The sequence below is a fragment of the Amycolatopsis sp. M39 genome, assembly GCF_001651785.1.
Classification (GTDB): domain Bacteria; phylum Actinomycetota; class Actinomycetes; order Mycobacteriales; family Pseudonocardiaceae; genus Amycolatopsis; species Amycolatopsis rubida.
The window spans coordinates 115,175-131,725 of sequence record NZ_LWSF01000010.1 but is presented as its reverse complement, the minus strand read 5'-3'; the positions used below and the strand labels follow the sequence as shown (position 1 = coordinate 131,725).

The 16,551-nt window shown below is 70.4% G+C and carries 15 protein-coding genes and 4 pseudogenes; 7 read left to right on the top strand and 12 right to left on the bottom strand.

The annotated features are described in order from the left end of the window. Positions 1–3: 3 nt before the first annotated feature. From A4R44_RS23145 to A4R44_RS23125, 6 genes are all read right to left on the bottom strand, one after another. A complete protein-coding gene (locus A4R44_RS23145) occupies positions 4–1,152 on the bottom strand; it encodes a M48 family metalloprotease (RefSeq protein ID WP_067584332.1) in 1,149 nt (382 codons plus the stop codon). Between the two features lie 213 nt (positions 1,153–1,365). Next, positions 1,366–3,117, bottom strand: coding sequence for an APC family permease (locus A4R44_RS23140; RefSeq protein WP_067584329.1), 1,752 nt, complete (start codon positions 3,115–3,117; stop codon positions 1,366–1,368). A gap of 157 nt (positions 3,118–3,274) precedes the next feature. After that, entirely contained in the window at positions 3,275–3,412 is a 138-nt protein-coding gene (locus tag A4R44_RS46105; protein WP_232791731.1) for a hypothetical protein, read from the bottom strand. A 41-nt stretch (positions 3,413–3,453) separates the two neighbouring features. After that, positions 3,454–3,774 (bottom strand): DUF3618 domain-containing protein, encoded by a 321-nt coding sequence (locus A4R44_RS23135; RefSeq protein ID WP_067584326.1) that lies wholly within the window; start codon positions 3,772–3,774, stop codon positions 3,454–3,456. Beyond that, on the bottom strand, positions 3,771–4,181 hold the full coding sequence (locus tag A4R44_RS23130; RefSeq protein ID WP_067584323.1) for a phage holin family protein: 411 nt from the start codon (positions 4,179–4,181) through the stop codon (positions 3,771–3,773). The genes A4R44_RS23135 and A4R44_RS23130 overlap by 4 nt, the downstream gene beginning before the upstream one ends. Positions 4,182–4,235: 54 nt before the next feature. Beyond that, positions 4,236–4,793: a hypothetical protein gene (locus A4R44_RS23125; protein ID WP_067584321.1), complete on the bottom strand. Its 558-nt coding sequence runs from the start codon at positions 4,791–4,793 to the stop codon at positions 4,236–4,238. A gap of 108 nt (positions 4,794–4,901) precedes the next feature. Here A4R44_RS23125 and A4R44_RS23120 point away from each other — a divergent pair. After that, a pseudogene (locus tag A4R44_RS23120) lies at positions 4,902–5,292 on the top strand (CBS domain-containing protein). 180 nt (positions 5,293–5,472) lie between these two features. Continuing rightward, positions 5,473–6,330 carry an SDR family oxidoreductase gene (locus tag A4R44_RS23115; protein WP_232791730.1) on the top strand — a complete coding sequence of 286 codons (858 nt, stop codon included), beginning with the start codon at positions 5,473–5,475 and terminating at the stop codon, positions 6,328–6,330. A gap of 187 nt (positions 6,331–6,517) precedes the next feature. Here the strand turns inward: A4R44_RS23115 and A4R44_RS51795 are convergent. The 3 genes and pseudogenes from A4R44_RS51795 to A4R44_RS23095 form a co-directional block, all read right to left on the bottom strand. Next, positions 6,518–6,979 (bottom strand): annotated as a pseudogene (locus A4R44_RS51795) (thiamine pyrophosphate-dependent enzyme); the annotation flags it as partial. A 14-nt stretch (positions 6,980–6,993) separates the two neighbouring features. Then, positions 6,994–8,457 (bottom strand): annotated as a pseudogene (locus A4R44_RS23105) (thiamine pyrophosphate-requiring protein); the annotation flags it as partial. 578 nt (positions 8,458–9,035) lie between these two features. Continuing rightward, positions 9,036–9,371, bottom strand: coding sequence for a plasmid stabilization protein (locus tag A4R44_RS23095; protein ID WP_067584312.1), 336 nt, complete (start codon positions 9,369–9,371; stop codon positions 9,036–9,038). A 98-nt stretch (positions 9,372–9,469) separates the two neighbouring features. Between A4R44_RS23095 and A4R44_RS23090 the strand changes: the two genes are divergently transcribed. Beyond that, complete coding sequence (locus A4R44_RS23090) at positions 9,470–11,422, top strand: aconitate hydratase (RefSeq protein ID WP_067584309.1); 1,953 nt, start codon at positions 9,470–9,472, stop codon at positions 11,420–11,422. A gap of 183 nt (positions 11,423–11,605) precedes the next feature. Here the strand turns inward: A4R44_RS23090 and A4R44_RS23085 are convergent, their stop codons facing one another. Further along, positions 11,606–12,505: a Ku protein gene (locus tag A4R44_RS23085; RefSeq protein WP_067584306.1), complete on the bottom strand. Its 900-nt coding sequence runs from the start codon at positions 12,503–12,505 to the stop codon at positions 11,606–11,608. A gap of 100 nt (positions 12,506–12,605) precedes the next feature. On the opposite strand from A4R44_RS23085, the gene A4R44_RS23080 reads away from it, so the two are divergent. Both A4R44_RS23080 and A4R44_RS23075 read left to right on the top strand, forming a co-directional pair. Further along, positions 12,606–13,220 carry a DUF47 domain-containing protein gene (locus tag A4R44_RS23080; protein ID WP_067584303.1) on the top strand — a complete coding sequence of 205 codons (615 nt, stop codon included), beginning with the start codon at positions 12,606–12,608 and terminating at the stop codon, positions 13,218–13,220. Further along, entirely contained in the window at positions 13,221–14,216 is a 996-nt protein-coding gene (locus A4R44_RS23075; RefSeq protein WP_067584300.1) for an inorganic phosphate transporter, read from the top strand. Between the two features lie 241 nt (positions 14,217–14,457). Here the strand turns inward: A4R44_RS23075 and A4R44_RS23070 are convergent, their stop codons facing one another. Then, complete coding sequence (locus tag A4R44_RS23070) at positions 14,458–14,919, bottom strand: cupin domain-containing protein (protein ID WP_067584297.1); 462 nt, start codon at positions 14,917–14,919, stop codon at positions 14,458–14,460. Between the two features lie 110 nt (positions 14,920–15,029). Between A4R44_RS23070 and A4R44_RS52520 the strand changes: the two are divergent. Together A4R44_RS52520 and A4R44_RS50635 are read left to right on the top strand one after the other, a co-directional pair. Beyond that, a pseudogene (locus tag A4R44_RS52520) lies at positions 15,030–15,110 on the top strand (TetR/AcrR family transcriptional regulator); the annotation flags it as partial. Positions 15,111–15,276: 166 nt separating this feature from the next. Continuing rightward, complete coding sequence (locus A4R44_RS50635) at positions 15,277–15,570, top strand: hypothetical protein (protein WP_232791744.1); 294 nt, start codon at positions 15,277–15,279, stop codon at positions 15,568–15,570. A 137-nt stretch (positions 15,571–15,707) separates the two neighbouring features. Here the strand turns inward: A4R44_RS50635 and A4R44_RS23060 are convergent. Next, positions 15,708–16,551: NAD(P)/FAD-dependent oxidoreductase (locus tag A4R44_RS23060; protein ID WP_232791729.1), on the bottom strand; the 844-nt coding region annotated here is incomplete at its 5' end.

The following is a 16,551-nucleotide window of genomic DNA, read 5'->3' as shown; positions in this document are numbered from 1 at the left end:
TGCTCAGTGCGCCGCGGCCAGTGCCGCCGTGGCGGGCGGCATCAGCTTCGGGTATTCCTTCTGGAACTTCTCGATCATCTTCGCGGACGGGATGATCCGGTTCGGGTTGTTCTGGCTCACGGCCTGCTTCTCGCCCCACGCGCCGGCGGCCTTGCGCTGGTCGGGGGTGCCGTGGCTGTGGTAGCAGTCGCCGATGGAGGCGTCGAGGTAGGTGACCTCCTGCTGGGCGCGGGCGTTCCAGGCCTCGCCCTTGGCGTGCGCTCCGAAGTAGCCGCCGTAGGCGTCCGGGCCCATCTCGCCGGATTCGTCGCGCGGGTAGTTGTCGTGCGCGAAGTCGACCTGGTGGCCGTACTCGTGGCCGACGACCGCTTCCACCGACACGTCGTCGAAGCCGAGGTGGTTGACCACGTCGAGCAGGCCGTCCCCGAGCATGATGCGCTTGCCGCCGAGGCTGTCGGCCGGGGCGGAGAACGCGTTCAGGGTCAGCAGCGGGTGGCGGCCGCCCTGCAGCGCCGGGACCTCGTAGAGCACCTTGGTCGCGAGCGCGCCCGCCTCCGCCGCCCGCTTCGGGTCGAGGCCGAGCTTGAACGTCTGCGTGGTGCGTTCCTGGCTGCCCAGGTCGGTGCCCTTCCAGGCCACCAGCTGGATGTTCCAGCTCTCGATGTCCCAGAACCCGCGCAGCTTGTCGATCGTCGCGCCGGCGCGCGGCGTGTACTGGCCGTCTGTGCCGAAGACCTGCGGCGTCTTGTCGTTGGCGACCGCTTGGGTGTAGAGCTGGCCGATCGCGCTCAGCGCGCTGAGCGCCTGGTCCTCGGTCGGGGTCAGCGAGGAAGCGAGCTTGTTCGCGTACGTCAGCAGCGACCCCTCGGTGCAGCCCGGGATCGGGCCCTGCGCGGCGTGCGCCTGCTGGCCCGGCCGCTTGACCGGCGAGTCGAACAGCGGGTCGACGCCGCGCAGCGCGTTCGCGGGCAGCCCGTTGTAGAGATCCTCGACGTCCTGGTACAGCTGCGCGACGTCCTGTTCGACCGACGTCGGCTCAGCCGCTTTCGCCTGCGGCGCCGCGGTCGCCGGGACGGCCGTGGCCATCGTCAGCGCCGCGAGGGTGCCCGCCGCGGCGAGCGTTCTGCCGAGAATCCTGGTCCGTTTTCGCATGGGCCCCTCATTCCGGTTTCAAGATCACGAAGTGCGCCCAACCCTAAGACGATCTTGGGCGCGGAAACCGGGGCGCGGGAAAGAACCCCGGAATGGCCCACGCCTTTCGGCGGGTTTTCGCCCTGCGGGCATCGGCCGAAAGTACTATCGGGCAAACACGGCAGCGGATCCGGTGGACCGGGTGTCCGGGAAAACGGGACGAAATGGGCTTGGCTAAGCGCTGATCCGGAATCGCGTCCGGCAGACGACGGCGTCGGACCGGCGGCGCAGCGCCCGGTCCAGCACCGCGCCGCGGCGGTTGCGCAGGACGCGCTGCCCGACGTGTTCCGGTTCGACCTCGGCGACCAGGACGAAAACGCGGCGGCCCTCGTGCCGCCGGAGGTGTTCCGCGATCGGCTCGCCGAGGCGGCGGCGTTCGTCGTGCAGCTGGACCAGCGTGACGTCCGGATGCCACCGTTCCCACGCTTCGACGAACTCGCGCGCGGACGCTTCTTCCCCGGGATGTGTCACGTGGACAGCCTCGACGCGGTCGCCGAGCGAAAGCGCGGCGGCGAGCGCGTCGCGGGTCAGCCGGGACGACCACCAGCGACCGGCGGGGGGCGGGACAGGCCCGAGTCCGATGCGGCGGTAGCCGCGGTGGACCCATTCCATCAGCAGCACGAGCACCGGCAGCGTGATCACGATCAGCCAGTCGCCTTCGCCGGACTTCGTCGCCGTGACCACGATCGCGGCGAGTCCGGTGAGCAGCGCGCCGAAGCCGTTGAGCGCGGCTTTTCCGCGCCAGCCGCGCGGGCGCGAACGGAACCAATGTCGCACCATTCCGGTTTGCGACAAGGTGAAACCGACGAACACTCCGATCGCGAACAACGGCACCAGAGTGTTCATGTCGCCATTCGCGAGGAGCAGCAGCAAAGCCGAAGCGATCGCGAGGAAACCGACGCCGTAGCGGTACACCTGGCGTTCGGCGCGCAGAGCGAAAACGTGCGGCAGATTGTTGTGTTTCGCGAGCAAGTGCGCCAGCACCGGCAGCCCGCCGAAGGACGTGTTCGCCGCGAGCGCCAGCAGGACGACAGTGGAGAATTGCACTAAGCAGTACCCGAAACCGTTCCCGAGCGACGCGGCGGTCACCTGCGACAGCACTGTCACGCCGTCAACGGGGCGGATCGAGAACTTCCCGATCAGCACGGCGATCCCGAGCAGCATCACCGCGAGCAGCCCGCCGAGCGCGACCTCCGCTCGCTGGGCTCGGCGTACCCGCGGTTCGCGGAAGGACGGGACGGCGTTGGCGATCGCTTCGACGCCGGTCAGTGCCGCGCAGCCGTTCGCGAAAGCTTTGAGCAGCAACAGGACGCCGACCGACTGGAGCGTCTGGAGATGTCCGCTCGCGACAGTCGCGGCCGGAGTGCTGCGAAAGAGACCGACCACGACGACGAGGAGAATCGACCCGACGAACACCGCGGTCGGCACGATGAAGGCACGCGCGCTCTCGGCGATGCCGCGGAGGTTGATGCCGGTGATCAGCGCGAGCACGCCGAGGCAAAGCCACAGCTTGTACGGCAGCAACGAGGGAACCGCCGAGGTCAGCGCGGCGACCCCGGCGGCGGACGACACCGCGACGTTCAGCACGTAGTCGACGATCAGCGACGCCGCGGCAACGAGCGACGCGCGGCGGCCGAGATGAGCGCGGCTGACGCCGTAGGCCCCGCCGCCGTCCGGAAACGCGGCGATGACCTGCCGATACGACAGGGTCAGGACGGCGAGCAAGACGGCGATCGCCAGCGTCACCGGGAGGGTGAAGCCGAGCCCCGTCCCGCCGGCGACGGCCAGGACGAGCACGATCGTCTCGGGTCCGTAGGCGACCGACGCCATCGCGTCGAGGGACAGTGCGGCGAGGCCGCCGAGGACGGAAAGCCGGTGCCGATCGGCGGCCCGCGGCGTTTCCGGGCGGGACAAAGTTGCGGTCACCCGCTCAGGCTGGCCCCCGGGCGGCGCTCACGAGGCGGTCGTTGACGGTTTCCTGACAGTGATCCGGCCAACGAGGGTTACCGGGTGCCGCCTTTCCCGTGCCGCACCGCGAACGGCCCGCCCAAGAGCACGGCGAGCGCGACCACCCCGGCCACGATCATGCCCGGCCGCGAGTCGAACGCCCGGTGGCGATCAGCACTGCGCCGGTGACGATCGCCAGCACCTCCAGCGCGGGACGGCACCGCCCGGATCCGCGGGCCAGCTTGGCGCTGAGCCACGGATCCGCGGCGGACAAATCGCGTTCGATTTCGTTCAGCGCACGCTGTTCCCGGTCGGTCAGCCCGCGTCACCCTGCTTCCGGTGCGCGTGCCGGCGGCGGATCACAAAGCGGAGCACGACCACCCCGCCGAAGACCGCCGCGAACAGCGGGAGCGGGTTGCTCCGGACCGCCTGCGCACCAGCGCGGACCTTCTCCGCGGCTGGCGCCGAGACGGTCTTCTCGACCTGTTCGGCGGCTTGGTCGATCGTCGCGTCGACCTTCTCGCCTGCCCGCGTGCGGACGTCCAGCTTGTGGCTCAGCGCGTCCAGCGTTTCGGCCAGTTCCTCGCGGGTGACGTCCCGGTCCGCCCGGGCCCGCTCGACCTCGCGTTCCGTCATGACCGCACCTGCTTCATCGTCTCGACGTCCTCGCGGACCCGTTCGACCGATTCCTCCGGCACCACCGGCCCGGCGCGGCTCGCTTCCTTGCCGCCGGCCAGCGCGGCGAGGCCCGCGACCAGCAGCAGCGCGCCTCCGACGAGCAGCGCGGACAGCCAGCCGGGCACGACGAGCGCCAAGGCGAGCACGGCCGCGGCGATCAGGGTCGCGCCGCCCAGGAGCGCCAGCACGCCGGCGAACCCGACGAGCCCCGCCCCGATGCCGAAGCGCTTCCCCTTCGCCTGGAGTTCGGCCATGGCCAAGCGGAGTTCGTCGTGGAGCAGGCGTTTGAGCGAAGCGCTCAGATCGGCGGCGAGGTCCGCGGCGGACTTCTCGTGCGCGGGCGTCCGGTTCATTTCCTCCAGCACGGCTTCCTCCCTTCCTTCTTCGAGGCGTACCCGGCAGGTGGGCGGCGAAACCGGTCAGCGCGCTTCCAGCTTGGCGAGGGTTTCGCGGAGCGCGTCGACGACCCAGCCGTGGCCCAGCGGCAGCGGGCTCGGCACCTGGTCGTCCGGGTCGTCGCGACTGTGCGCCAGTACTTCGACTTCGACGCCGGACTCGCGCAACGCGGCGATCTCGGCGTCGTGCTGGACCAGCCAGGCTTCGTCGGCGACGGCGGCGTCACCGGGACTGATCACACCCTCGGCGGCCGGGTCGACGAGAAGAACGGACCGCAGCGACCCTGGATGCTCGGCGGCCAGCTGCAGCGCGTCGGCAGCGAGCGGTCCGCTCGTGACGAGGTCGCTGCGCTCCGGCGCGGCAAGGGTTTCCGCGGTTTCGCGCCACGCGCCCTCGACCGGGATCCGGTACCAGAGGATCTCGTGGTCCTCGGCGAGCGGCCGCCAGGTGGCGGGAAGGCCGTCGTGTTTGGCCGCGCCCGCCGGGTCGAGCACGATCAGCCGGGGTGCGCCGGACCGGCCTGCCGCGACCAGCGGCGGGCCCTCCGCGCGGACCGGGTCGGACGGGAACGGTTCTGGCATGTCGGCTCCTTCCACGCGCCTCCGGTTACCCGGGCGGGCGGAGGAGAAACCGTCCGGGGGGGCGCAACGGCCGGGAACGCGGTCAGCCGGGAGAAAAGAGACAGTCTCATGACCACTGCCCGCGACTTGATGACGCCGGCCGCTGGGTGCGTGCGCGAGTCGGACACCGGGCACGGCACCGCGCGGACGATGGCGCGCGAACAGCTGGGAGCGCTGCCGGTCCGCGGCGAGGACAACCGGCTCAAGGGGGATGCTGACCGACCGTGACGTCGTGGTGAAGGTGATCGCCGAGGGCAAGGACCCGCGCGGTGCAGGCCGGCGAGCTGGCGCACGGCGAACTGGTGACGGACGACGTCGCCGAGATCCTGCAGACCAGTCGCAGCATCAGGTGCGGTGCCTGCCGGTGATCGACGGCCGCGACCTGATCGGCGTCGTCGCGCGCGCCCTGCCCAATCCGGAGGCCGGAGTGCTGGCCGAGGCGCTGTCGCAGGATTACTGACCGTCCCCGGGTTTGCCGGACGCGGATCGGGGTAACCGCCGCGCATCCGCAGAGCGGAGCAGGGGGCTAGAGGCCGCGCGACCGTCGCAAGGGGACGGTCGCGCGGTTCTTGCCGTGATTGAACCGCGGCCCAGCGGGTAGCCGGAACGGAACAGAACCGACTTTCCGGGGAGGATTCCCGTGGCCGACCGCATCCGACCTCCGCAGCAGCAGGACCCGCCGGGCACCACCGCGGCCATGGACCCGCGGCCGCGCGATTCGATGACCGGCTACGAGGGCCGCGGCCTGCTGGCCGGACAACGCGCGCTGATCACCGGCGGTGATTCCGGCATCGGCCGCGCGGTGGCGATCGCCTTCGCGAAGGAAGGCGCGGACGTCGCGATCTCCTACCTCGACGAGCACGAGGACGCCGAGTACACCGCGGACCGCGTGCGCGCGGAGGGCCGGGAATGCGTGCTGCTGCCCGGTGATCTCGCCGGGGCGAAGCAGTGCCGGGACATCGTCGAGCGCACTCTGTCCGAACTGGACGGACTCGACATCCTGGTGAACAACGCGGCGACGCAATGGCCGGTCGACCGTCCCGAGGACCTGACCGAAGAGCAGTGGATGCACACGTTCGACGTGAATCTGCACAGCTACTTCCGGGTGACCGCCGCCGCGCTGCCGCATCTGGGCGATGGGGACGTCATCATCAACACCGGTTCGGTGAACGGCTTGCGCGGCAACAAGAGCCTCATCGATTACTCGGCGACGAAGGGCGCGATCCACGCGTGGACGTACGCGATGGCGCAGGCCTTGGCGGATCGCGGGATCCGGGTGAACTGCGTCGCGCCGGGTCCGGTGTGGACGCCGCTGATCCCGTCGACGTTCCCGCCGGAGAAGGTGGAGAAGTTCGGCTTGCAGGCGCCCATGCGGCGGGCGGCGCATCCGGACGATCTCGCGCCGTCGTATGTCTTCCTCGCGTCGAATCGGCTGTCTTCGTACTACAGCGGCGAGGTGCTGGCCGCGCTGGGCGGCGAAACGGTTCCGGGCGGCTAACCTTCACGGACCTTCAGCGGTTTGGGGGTCGGGTCCACGGCCGTCCAGCACGCGGGCGGATCCGACACCGGCTTTCCCGCGACCCCGCCCTGGCCACGACGAGCGCGGTGGAGTCCCGGGAGAGCGCGCCGCCAGCCGGCACCGGGCAGCGCGCGTCGATCCCGTTCGGTGTGCGGGGCGGCGACGGCTACCGCGACCGTCCGGGCAGGAACTCCTGCAGCTTCGTCTTCGCGCCCTGGAACATCAGGTGGAACGCTTCGGGATCGCCCTTGAGCACCGACTCGGTCACCGATTTCATCTGCTCGAACGTCGCGTGCGGCGGAATCGGCGGGACCTCCGCGTCACAGCGCACGTCCAGCACCGTCGGCCGGTCCGCGGCGAACGCGGTCCGCCAGGCCGAAGCGAGATCGCCCGGATCGTCGACGTTGACGCCGTCGAGGCCGACGCTGCGGGCGAACCCGGCGTAGTCGACGTCCGGCAGCGACTGCGATTCCTCGAACTTCGGCGCGCCGCCCATCGCGCGCAGCTCCCACGTGACCTGGTTGAGGTCGTTGTTGTGGAACACGCAGACCACGCAGGTCCGCTCGCTCCACAGGTGCTGGTAGCGGGCGATGGTGATCAGCTCGGCCAGCCCGTTCATCTGCATGGCGNCGCGCCGCCCATCGCGCGCAGCTCCCACGTGACCTGGTTGAGGTCGTTGTTGTGGAACACGCAGACGACGCACCGCGGATCGGTCCACAATCCCCGGTAGCGGGCGATGGTGATCAGCTCGGCCATCCCGTTCATCTGCATCGCGCCGTCGCCGACCAGCGCGATCGCCGGCCGGTCGGGATGCGCGAACTTGGCGCCGATCGCATACGGCACGGCGGGACCCATCGTCGCGAGCGTGCCGGACAGCGTGCTCCGGATGCCTTCGCGGATCCGGAGATTGCGCGCGTACCAGTTGGTCGACGAGCCGGAATCGGCGGTGACCATCGCGTCGCCCGGGATCTGCTTCGACAGCTCGTGCACGATCCGCATCGGGTTGACCGGTTTCGCGTCGACCTCGGCCTGCTGGTCCATTGTGGTCCACCAGCCGGCGACGTTCTTCTCGATGTTCTCGCGCCACGAACGGTTTTCGGCCCGGTTCAGCTTCGGCAGCAGCGCGCGCAGGGTCGCGGCGGCGTCGCCGACGAGGTTGACCTCGGTGGGGTAGCGCATGCCGATGAACCGGCCGTCGATGTCGATCTGCACCGCGCGGGCCTGGCCGTACTCCGGCAGGAACTGGCTGTACGGGAAATTGGACCCGACGATCAGCAGCGTGTCGCAGTCGCGCATCATCTCGTAGCTCGGCCGGGTGCCGAGCAGGCCGATCGCGCCGGTCACGTACGGCAGGTCGTCGGGGAGAACATCCTTGCCCAGCAACGCTTTCGCCACTCCGGCCCCGGTGAGGTCGGCGACCTGGCGCAGCTCGCCGGCCGCGCCGCGCGCGCCTTGCCCGACGAGGATCGCGACCTTCTCCCCGGCGTTGAGCACCTCGGCCGCCTCGGTGATGGCGGGTTCGGGCGGCACCGGATTCGGCCACGCGGTCCCGGGCGGGCTCGACGGCATCTGCTTGAACGCGTGCCGCGGCGGCTCGTACGGCTCTTCCTGCAGATCCGCCGGGACGATCAGCGCGGTCGGCGTGCGGGACGCCTGCGCGACCCGGAACGCGCGGTCGAGCGCGTTGGGCAGCTGCTCGGCGACGTTCACCTCGATGCAGTACTCGTTCGCGACATCCCGGTACAGCGCCTGGAGTTCGACCTCCTGCTGGTAGCTGCCGCCCATCGCGGTGCGCGCGGTCTGCCCGACGATCGCGACGACCGGGACGTGGTCGAGTTTCGCGTCGTAGAGCCCGTTCAGCAGATGGATCGCGCCAGGCCCGGATGTCGCCATGCACACGCCGACCGCCCCGCTGAACTTCGCGTAGCCGACCGCGGAGAAGGCGGCCATTTCCTCGTGCCTGGCCTGGACGAAGCGCGGCTGGTCGTCCGCTTTGCCGAAGGCGGCGACGAGACCGTTGATCCCGTCCCCGGGATACGCGAACACCTGTTCCACGCCCCAGTCACGCAGCCGCGAAAGCAGGTAGTCGCCGACGGTCTCGGTCATGACAAGTCCTCCCGTGCGTTGAGTCCTCCTCGGCTACCCGGGGGCCGGAGGCGCTACACGTCGTGCCGCGCGGTGGTGACGATCCCGATCCTGCTGGACGCCCGCGGCATGTTCCCGAACGGGCCTGAAGGCCAGCCGGATCACCAGCCGCTGCGCGGATGAGTCATTCGCGCAGGCTTTCAACTCGGCGGATAGCCGGTGCCGGCGAGTGCTCGCGGGGGTGAAGGTGGCGTCGCGCTGTTCCGGCAGCGAAATCGCTGGCGTGGCGAGAGTGCCGCCAGGTCGAACCTCGGCCGCAGGCAAGTCCGTGCATGCCTTCGACGATCCGGACGAGATCGGCCGCTCCGTCGCGCGGCGGCATGAGGCCGAGCATGCGCACGGGACCGTCGGCAGATTCCCCTTCGCGGGCGAGGACCAGGGAGTTATCGACATAGCCGCGGCGGGTGGCCGGTCCGCCGTCGACGGGTCCGAGCGGCCACATCCCCGCGCCCGTCGTGCAGAAGCGCGGGGAAGTCGCAGCCGCTCGACCGGGCCTCCTCGCGACACCAGCGCCGCGGTGAGCGGGCCGTGATTCTCGATCAGTCCCGGCCGAGCGCCTTCGCCAGTTCCTTCTTGGTCATCGTGGACCGGCCGTGGATATTGCGCTGCTTGGCCTCGTTGTACAGCTGGTCGCGCGTCGGGCCGCCGGGGCCGAGCCGCTTGCCGGAGCGGTGCCCGCCGCGCTGCTGCGGCGATTTGTCCCGTACCGAGGTCTTGCTCGCGCGGTCCGATTCACCCGATTGCGCCCGGTTCTTGTTCACCGTGCGGGCGGCGATCTCCTTTGCGAGCTTTTCGCTCGCGCCGCGCTCTTCCTGCGCCTGCTCGATGTGCTGGTACTGCCGTTCGCGTTTCGAACTCCAAGCCTGCTGCGGCATCCCAGTCTCCTTCCGCCGTTCTCGGTCCCCGGATTGCCCGCGCTGCGCACGCGGAAACATCGTGGTTCGCCGCGCCGGAAACGGGTACCCGTTCGCGAGTGGGACGCGAACAGACTCTCGCCGGACGGCTGCTGGCCGAGCACCTGGTCGCCGGACGGCTCGAACCAGGGACCGAAATCGGCCTGCGGGTCGATCAGACGCTGACCCAGGACGCCACGGGCACGCTCGTGATGCAGGAGCTTGAGGCGCTCGGGCTCGATCGCGCGCGGACCGAGCTGAGCGTCCAGTACGTCGACCACAACCTGCTGCAGGCCGACGAGAAGAACGCCGAGGACCACGCGTATCTGCGGTCGGCGTGCCGCCGGTTCGGGCTGTGGTTCTCCAAACCGGGCAACGGCGTTTCGCACCCGACGCACATGGAGCGGTTCGGCGTGCCCGGCAAGAGCCTCGCCGGGTCCGATTCGCACACCTGCGCGGCAGGCGCACTGGGCATGCTCGCGATCGGCGTCGGCGGCCTCGAAGTGGCGCTGGCCATTGCCGGAGAGCCGCTCTATCTGCGGATGCCGGAGATCTGGGGCGTCCGGCTTGGCGGCGAGCTGCCGCCGTGGGTGTCGGCGAAGGACGTCGTGCTGGAGATGCTGCGGCGCCACGGCGTGAGCGGCGGACGGCACCGGATCATCGAGTACCACGGCCCGGGGCTGGCCTGCCTGAGCGCGATGGACCGGCACGTGATCGCCAACATGGGCGCTGAACTGGGCGCGACCGCGACGGTGTTCCCGGCCGACGAAGCGATCCGCGCGTTCCTGCGGGCGGAGGGGCGCGAACACGACTTCCGCGACCTGCGCGCCGGACGCGACGCCTCCTACGACATCGAAGACGAGATCGATCTGTCCACTGTGGAGCCGTTGGTGGCGAAGCCGTCTTCGCCGGGCAACGTGGCACCGATGCGCGAGGTGTCGGGGACGCCGGTGGGGCAGGTCGTGATCGGTTCGTCCGCCAACCCCGGGTTCCGGGACTTCGCGGTCGCCGCGGCCACCGTCCGGGGCAGGCAGACGGCCGATTCGGTGAGCTTCGACGTCAACCCGGCCTCGCGGCAGATCCTGGTCGAACTGGCTCGCAGCGGATACCTCACCGACCTCGTCGCGGCCGGGGCCCGGGTGCACCAGGCTGGCTGCCTCGGCTGCATCGGGATGGGCCAGGCTCCCGCGCCCGGCACGAACTCGCTGCGCACCTTCCCGCGGAACTTCCCCGGCCGGTCCGGCACCGCCGACGACTCGGTCTGGCTGTGCTCGCCGGAGACCGCGGCAGTGTCGGCGCTCACCGGCGTGCTGACCGATCCGCGCGACTACGCCACCGCCCACCACCTCGCGCACCCGCGCGTCGCCGGACCGGCCCGTTCGGCGGCCGACCCGCGCGTCTTCGCCGCGCCGCTGCCCGAGGCGGAGGCTCTGCGGGAGGAGCTGGTGAAGGGCCCGAACGTCGCCGGGCTGCCGGATTTCGACCCGCTGCCGGACGAGATCGAGGGCCCGGTCCTGCTGAAAGCCGGGGACGACGTGTCGACCGACGAAATCTCGCCCGCCGGGGCCCGCGCGCTGCCCTACCGCTCGAACATCCCGAAGCTGGCCGAGTTCACCTTCACCCGGATCGACGAGGACTACCCGGAGCGCGCGGCGGGCAGCCCGGCGCATTTCGTGGTGGCGGGGGAGAACTACGGCCAGGGCTCGTCCCGCGAACACGCCGCGATCACCGCGCGGTACCTGGGTTTGCGCGTGGTGCTGGCCCGGTCGTTCGCCCGGATCCACTGGCAGAACCTGGTCAACTTCGGGGTGCTGCCGCTGGAATTCGCCGAGCCGGAGGACAGCGAGAAGATCCGGCGCGACGACGTGTTGTCGGTGTCCGGGCTGCAACGGCTGGCTGAGCCGGGGGAGTTCGCGGTGCGGAATCTGACCCGGGACGAGGAGTACCGGGCGAAGCACCAGTTGTCGCCGCGTCAGGTGGATGTGCTGCTGGCCGGCGGGCGGATTCCGCAGCTGGCGCGGGCGCTGCACTGAGAGGTCCGTCCAGGCCGAAGGCGACGTCGGAGCTGGAGCGCGGAAGACACGGTCATCTGGCCGTCAATCGGGCATTTCGGCGACTCTGATGTCTCCTGTGGACAGCAGGGGGTGGATCGACGCGGCTTGCGTTTCCGGCCTGGGGACTCGGCGGCCAGGTTCCCCTCGCGGACCTCTGGCTGGTCAGGAAGCCTTCAGCGCGGCCTCCAGATCGGCGCGGGACATCTTCGAACGCCCCTTGACGTCGCGTTCCTTCGCGAGTTTCCGCAGCTCGGTCTTGGACAATCCGGACAGATCCGGGGTGCGCGGCTTGCGGCTGCCGCGCACGCTCTTGGCCAGCGCCTCCATCAGGTCGACCACCTTCGTCGGCTGCTCCGGCTCGGCGGCGGGCGTGACGGTGTTCCCCGCCCGCTTGGCCTCGATCAGTTCCTCCACCCGCTCGCGGTAGGTGTCGCGGAACTCCTCCGGTTTCCACGGCTCGGTCATCGCGTCGATCAGCTTGACCGCGAGGTCCAGTTCCTTCCGGTTGGTCTTGGCCTTGGCGGGCAGCTGCGGAACGTCGTCCGCGCTGCGCACCTCGGCGGCGTAATGGAGCGTGTTGAGCACGATCACTCCGTCGCCGGCCCGGGCGAGCGCCAGGTGTTCGCGGCCGTGGAAGACGAACTTCGCGACGGCCGCTTTGTCCCGGCCGGACAGTGCGTCGAGCAGCAGCACGTACGGGCGCTGCGCCTCCTCCTTGGCGGGCGCGAGCCAGTAAGCGCGGTCGAAGTACACCGGGTCGACTTCGTCGAGGTCCACGAAGCTCTCCACCTCGAGCGACCTCGACCGCCCCGGCGCGATCTCGTCGAGTTCCTCCTGCTCGACCAGCACGTACTCGTCGTCGCCGACCTCCCGGCCGCGGACGATCTCGTCGTAGGGCACCTCGTCGCCGGTCCGCTCGTTGACCCGCCGGTAGCGGATGCGGTCCCGCGTCCCGCGCTGGAACTGCGTGAAGCGCACGGCGTGGTCCTCGACCGCTTTGTACATCCGCACCGGGACGTTGACCAGCCCGAACGACAGCGCACCCTGCCAGACCGGACGCATCGGCGCTCCTTCCTCCCTGCTGCCCGCCGGGTACCCGATCCGGGCGCGCGGCACACCGCCCCGGTGTGCGCGAGGAGGTTACCGGGTAGCTTTTGCTCCGATGCGCATAAAACCTCGCGGAAGCCAGTTCTTCCAGCTGCTCGCGGACGCGGCCGCGAACCTCGTCACCGCCACCGCGCTCCTGCGGGACCTCACCGAGGCTCCGCCCCCGGACCGGGAGGCGATCGCGGCCCGGCTGCACGAGGTCGAACACGCCGGCGACGACCTGACCCACACCATCATGGTCGAGCTGAACAGCACCTTCGTCACGCCGTTCGACCGCGAGGACATCCAGGCGCTGGCCGCCCGGATCGACGACGTACTGGACTTTGTGGACACTGCCGCGGACCTCGCGGTGCTGTACCGGCTCGACAAGTTCCCGCCGGGCACGGACGGGATGCTGCGGGTGCTGTGCCGCGCGGCGGAGCTGACCGCGGAATCCATGCCGGGGCTTTCGAAGGTCGGCGAGCTGTCGCCGTACTGGATCGAGATCAACGCGCTGGAGAACGAGGCGGACCACACCTACCGGCGGATGCTCGCCGACCTCTTCCAGCCGGGAGCCGACGCGCTTGAGGTGCTCAAGGCGAAGGAGGTCGTCGAACAGTTCGAACTGGCGGCCGACGGCTTCGAGCACGTCGCGGACGTGGTGCAGACCATCGCGGTCAAGGAGTCCTGAGTGGACAGCACCGCCGCGCTGGTCGCCGTCGTGGTGCTGACGGTCTTCTTCGACTACACCAACGGCTTCCACGACGCGGCCAACGCGATCGCCAGCGCGGTTTCGACCAGGGCGCTCCCGCTGCGCACCGCGCTCGTGCTGGCCGCGGTGATGAACCTGGCCGGAGCGCTGCTGTCGACCGGGATCGCCGCGACCGTCGCGAAAGGAATCATCGACGTCCCGCCCGGCCCGGGCGCGTTGACCGTGGTGCTCGCCGCGCTGGTCGGCGCGATCGCGTGGAACCTCGTGACCTGGTATTTCGGGCTGCCGTCCTCGTCGTCGCATTCGCTGATCGGCGGCATGGTCGGGGCCGCGCTGGCCGCGGCGAGCACGGTGCACTGGACGGGCATCGTCGAGAAAGTGCTGGTGCCGATGGTCGCGTCGCCGCTGCTCGGGCTCGTGCTCGGCTATGCGGCGATGGTCGCGGTGCTGTGGCTGCTGCGCCGGGCGAACCCGCACCGCAGCGGCCGGGTGTTCCGGCGGCTGCAGATCGTCTCGGCCTCGGCACTGGCGCTCGGACACGGCTTGCAGGACGCGCAGAAGGGGATGGGCGTGCTCGTCCTGGCGCTGATCGCGGCGGGGAAACAGGACACGTTCTCGGTGCCCCTGTGGGTGACGCTGGTGTGCGCCGGAGCGCTGTCGCTCGGCACCTGCTCGGGCGGCATGCGCATCATGCGGACGCTCGGCCGCCGGGTCTTCCCGCTCGACCCGCCGCACGGGTTCGTCGCGGAGTCGGTCGGGGCTTCGGTGCTGTACTTGACGGCTTTTGCCGTGAAGGCCCCGATTTCGACCACGCACGTGATCACGGCGGCGGTGATGGGTGTCGGTGCGACGAGGCGGCTTTCGGCGGTGCGGTGGGGGATTGCCCGTGACATCGTGCTGGGCTGGGTGTTGACGTTCCCGGCCGCGGCGGGGGTCGCTGCGCTGATGTTCTGGCTTTTGTCGGCGTTCGGCTGATCATCTGGGCGCCAGGGCGAGGACGTCCTGGTCGCTGGCAGGGCTGAAGTCCGGGGCAGAACTCGCCGACGGGAGCGGCGAAGACCGGTCGCGGCGGCGCGACCGGAGGGCCCGCAGTGCGGTGATCGCGGTCCCGCCGGTGAGCGCTGGACACGGTTGCTCCGGTAGCGGCAGACCTGGTCACGGGCTTCGGCGCGGGTGTGGCCGACCTGGCGGGCCGGTGTGCGGCACTGGCCGGGAATCAGCTCTCCGCATAGGTGATCGAGTACCGAGCCGCCACCGGATTGATCTTCACCGGGTCCACCGCGCCGTCGGTCAGCACCGCCGGACCAGCCTCGAACAGATCCTCCAGATAGTGCTCCCACCCGCCCGGCGAGGAGATCTGCAACAGCCGCGGCGCCGGATCCGAAACCGCCCGCAGCGCATGCGGGACCCCGTGCGGCAGCAACACGAACGTCCCCTTCGCCGCCACATGGCTTTCGTCCGCGAAGTCGATGCCCAGTTCGCCTTCGAGGACGTAAATGCATTCGTCGGCCTCGTGGTGGACGTGGCGCGGGATGTCGCGCGCCAGTGTCACCTCCAGCAGCGAGAACCGGGTCTCGGTGTCGCCCGTCATCGCCTTCACCGCGAACGCGGGCGGCAGCGGCACCCGGCCCGGGCGCGCCTCGCCGGGCTGCAGCAGGAGGAAGCGGTCCTTCGTCATGGGGTATCCTCTCGAACATATCGGAAACGGAGTCCGTTTCCAGATTAACCGGAGGAGGGTGTCGGTTGTCAACGGAGCGCAGGCCGAGGGCGGACGCGGAACGCAACCGGGTGCGGGTGCTCGAAGCGGCCCGCGCGCTGCTCGCCGAGCAGGACGACGTCCAGTTGCCGGAGATCGCGCGGGCCGCCGGGGTGGGCGTCGGGACGGTGTACCGGAACTTCCCGGACCGGCGGGCGCTCGTGGAAGCGCTGGCGGAGCAGCGGTTCCACGAGATCGCNCGAGATCGCGCAGTACGCGCGAAAGCGGTGCCTCGACGGGAAATCCGGCGTCGAACGCTACCTGCGGCACGTCGGCGAGGTGCTGTCCGGGGACCGGGCGCTGTCGTCCGCCATCGAGGCGGCGCGGGGGTCGGCGGGGAGCGAGCCGCGCGGCGACGCGCTGGCGGAGCTGGAAATCGTGGTGACGCAAGCGATCGAGGCCGACCAGGCGGCGGGGGTGCTCCGCGCGGATTGCACGGCGGGGGACGTGTATCTGCTGGTCGGCTGCCTGTCGTCGGTGGTCCGCACGGGAAGCGGGGACTGGCGGCGGTTTCTGGCGCTGGCCCTGGAGGGGTTGCTGCCCCGGGACTATCCGGCCAGGCGCAGTACGTAAGACGTGAGTTCGCCGCTGTCGGCGAGGAACCTCGGGCCGAACGAGGTTCGCACGACGTGGCAGGCGGAGTCCCCGCCGGCGGAAAAGCGTGACGGGCTGCCCCGGAAGCCCCTCCGGAACGGCCCGCCGGCGGGAGATCAGGCGAGGTCCTCCAGCGGGACCCCGGGGTCGGCCAGCCGCTCCGGGTCCACCGCCTTGCCCGAGCGGATGAGCGCCTTGATCGGGTCCGTGACGTCCCAGACGTTGACGTTCATCCCGGCCAGGACGCGGTTTTCCTTGAGCCAGAAGGCGATGAACTCGCGCCCGGGCACGTCGCCGCGGAACACGACGCGGTCGTGGCCCTCGATGACGCCCAGGTATTCCATGCCCAAGTCGTACTGGTCGGTGAAGAAGTACGGCAGCTCGTCGTACGACTCCTCCTCGCCGAGCATCCCGGCCGCGGCCACGGCGGGCTGGTTGAGCGCGTTCGCCCAGTGCTCGACGCGCAGGTGCTTGCCGAGGAACGGGTGGTAGGCGTTCGCGATGTCGCCGACGGCGAAGATGTCCGGGTCGCTCGTGCGCAGGCTCGCGTCGGTCACCACGCCGTTGCCGACGCGGAGGCCGGCCGCCTCGGCCAGTTCGTCGTTCGGCTTCGCGCCGATCCCGGCCAGGACGGCGTCCGCCTCAAGGAGGCTGCCGTCGCCGAGGCGGATCCGCTTGCCCTGGCCGCCGTTGGCGATGTGCTCGACCTGGACGCCGAGCCGCAGGTCGACGCCGTGTGCGCGGTGCAGGTCGGCGAACACCGGGGCGACGTCGCGGCCGAGCGCGGTGATCAGCGGCAGTTCGAGCGCCTCGACCACGGTGACCTCCACCCCGGCCTGGCGCGCGGCGGCGGTCGCTTCGAGGCCGATCCAGCCGCCGCCGACGACCACCAGCTTCGAGGCGGTGCCGAACAGCTCCTTGAGCCGGTCGGCGTCCTCGATCCGGCGCAGGTAGTGGATT